Here is a 2503-nt window from a genome sequence, read left to right as displayed (position 1 = left end):
TACCGGCCGGCCGATCCGCTCGATGCCGCCACGGTGATGGGTGCACTGGTCGATCAGGGACAGTTGCGCACGGTCATGAGCTACATCGAGGCCGGCCGCGCGGAGGGCGCACAGGTGCTGGCCGGCGGCAGCCAGGCGCGCGCGGAGACGGGCGGCTGCTATGTGGAGCCGACCGTGTTCGACGGCGTGCGCAACGACATGCGCATCGCGAGGGAAGAGATCTTCGGGCCGGTGCTCGGCATCATTCGCTTCAAGGACGAGGCCGAGGCGGTCCGCCTCGCCAATGACTCCCCTTATGGTCTGCAGGCCAGCGTCTGGAGTTCACACATCGATCGCGCGCACCGCGTCGCGCGCGCCTTGCGTGCCGGCACGGTGCACGTCAACCAGTACGACGAAGACGACATCACCGTGCCCTTCGGCGGCTACAAGCAAAGCGGCAACGGGCGCGACAAGTCTCTGCACGCGCTGGACAAGTACACCGAGCTGAAGACGACCTGGTTGCGCATCAATCCATGATCCCGCAGGCAAGCACCGGCGGTGCCAGCCGGCACAATGCCGCGCAACACTGAGCCCCCAGGAGAACGCGCTTGATCCTCGTCACCGGCGGCACCGGCTTCATCGGCTCGCACACCTGCGTGGCGCTGGCCGGCGCCGGCAAGGAGTTCGTGATCGTCGACAACCTGCGCAACAGCCGGCGCAGCGTGTTGGGCGGCATCGAGGCGCTGGTCGGCAAGCCGGTGCCCTTCGTCGAGGGCGACATCCGCGACGCCGCCCTGCTCGACCGCGCATTCGCCGAACACGACATCGACGCGGTGATCCATTTCGCCGCGCTCAAGGCAGTGGGCGAATCGGTGCAGCAGCCGCTGGCCTACTACGAGAACAACGTGGCAGGCACGATCGGGCTGATCGAGGCGATGCAGCGCGCGAAGGTCCACAGCCTGGTGTTCTCGTCCTCGGCCACGGTCTATGGCGATCCGGCCACGGTGCCCATTCGCGAAGACTTCCCGCTGAGCGCCACCAACCCTTACGGCTGGAGCAAGCTCATGACCGAGCAGATCCTGGCCGACCTCTCGCACGCCGAGCCGCAGTGGCGCATCGCCCGACTGCGTTACTTCAACCCGGTGGGCGCGCACGAGAGTGGCCTCATCGGCGAAGACCCGTCGGGGCTGCCGAACAACCTGATGCCTTTCGTGGCACAGGTCGCCGCAGGGCAGCGCGAGCAGCTGCAGGTTTTCGGAGGCGACTACCCCACGGCCGACGGCACCGGCGTGCGCGATTACATCCACGTGATGGATTTGGCCGAAGGCCACGTCGCTGCGCTCGAGTGCCTGGCGCGCGAGCCGGGCCTGCTGACCGTCAACCTGGGGACCGGGCACGGCGTGTCGGTGCTGGAAATGGTGGCGGCCTTCGAGCAAGCTAGCGGCCGTGCGGTGCCGTACCGGATCGTCGCGCGCCGGCCCGGCGACGTGGCCGCCTGCTGGGCCGACCCAACGCTGGCGCAGCAGCGGCTCGGCTGGGCCACGCGGCGCGATCTGGCGGCAATGTGCGCCGATGCCTGGCGCTGGCAAAGCGGCCGCGCCGGCGAACCTCGATAGTTTTCCCGCCCATGCCGCACGGCGGACGGGCGCCCTGGTGGGCCTATGCGTGTCTTGCGGCGGCGATGGTGCTGGTGGGCAGCTATGTGGCCTTGTCCAAGTTGCTGGTCGTCGTGTTCCCGGTCTTTCTGCTGGTGTGGCTGCGCTTCGGAATCGCCACGCTGGCGATGGCGCACTGGGTCAGGCGCGAGCCTGATGAAGCGGCACTGAGCCGGCAAGACCGGCGGCTTCTTTTCACGCTGTCGCTGTTCGGCAGTTTCCTTTTCTCGGTGTGCATGCTGTTCGGCGTGTCGATGAGCTCGGCCCTGGCCGCCGGCGTGATCATGGCGGCCTTGCCCGCCGTCGTCGCGCTGATGTGCTGGATGGCCTGGAGAGAGCGCCTCACGCGCCCGGTCGCGGCCGGCATCGCCTGCGCGGTGGCGGGCATCGCTCTGGTTTCGCTGAGCCGCCATGGTGAGGCACAACCCGACGCGCTTGCACCGTCGGCGTGGCTCGGCCACTTGCTGCTGCTGGGCGCGGTCTGCTGCGAAGCGATTTACGTGGTGATCGGCAAGCAGCTCACCAGCCGGTTGAGCGCGCGACGCATCAGCGCCTTGATCAACCTGTGGGGTCTGCTGCTTGTCACACCGATCGGTCTCTGGCAAGCCTGGCGCTTCGACTTCGGTGCGGTCGCGGGTGGCTCCTGGGCGCTGTTGCTCTTTTATTCGCTGGCCGCAAGCATGGTGTCGGTGTGGCTGTGGATGCGTGGGCTCGAGTACGTGCCGGCGTCTTCGGCCGGCGTGTACACGGTGCTGCTGCCGGTCAGTGCCGCGGCGGTCGGCACGTTATTACTGGGCGAGCGCATCGATGCGATGCAGGCCGGCGCATTCGCGCTGGCGCTGGCCGGGGTGGTGCTCGCGACATGGCCG

General features: G+C 68.1%; 3 protein-coding genes. All 3 read left to right on the top strand.

What is annotated here, in order from left to right; translation table 11 throughout:
* Positions 1-516: aldehyde dehydrogenase family protein (locus H0W38_RS20825; protein ID WP_292457784.1), on the top strand; the 516-nt coding region annotated here is incomplete at its 5' end.
* Between the two features lie 71 nt (positions 517-587).
* Positions 588-1595 carry a UDP-glucose 4-epimerase GalE gene (gene galE, locus H0W38_RS20820; protein WP_292457783.1) on the top strand — a complete coding sequence of 336 codons (1008 nt, stop codon included), beginning with the start codon at positions 588-590 and terminating at the stop codon, positions 1593-1595.
* Between the two features lie 11 nt (positions 1596-1606).
* Positions 1607-2503, top strand: an 897-nt coding sequence (locus tag H0W38_RS20815) for a DMT family transporter (protein WP_292457781.1), incomplete at its 3' end; no start/stop codon positions are given.

It is taken from the genome of Methylibium sp., from assembly GCF_013817365.1.
GTDB lineage: Bacteria > Pseudomonadota > Gammaproteobacteria > Burkholderiales > Burkholderiaceae_C > Methylibium.
Note: the sequence above shows the minus strand (reverse complement) of the source record. Positions and strands in the feature narration are given on the sequence as shown.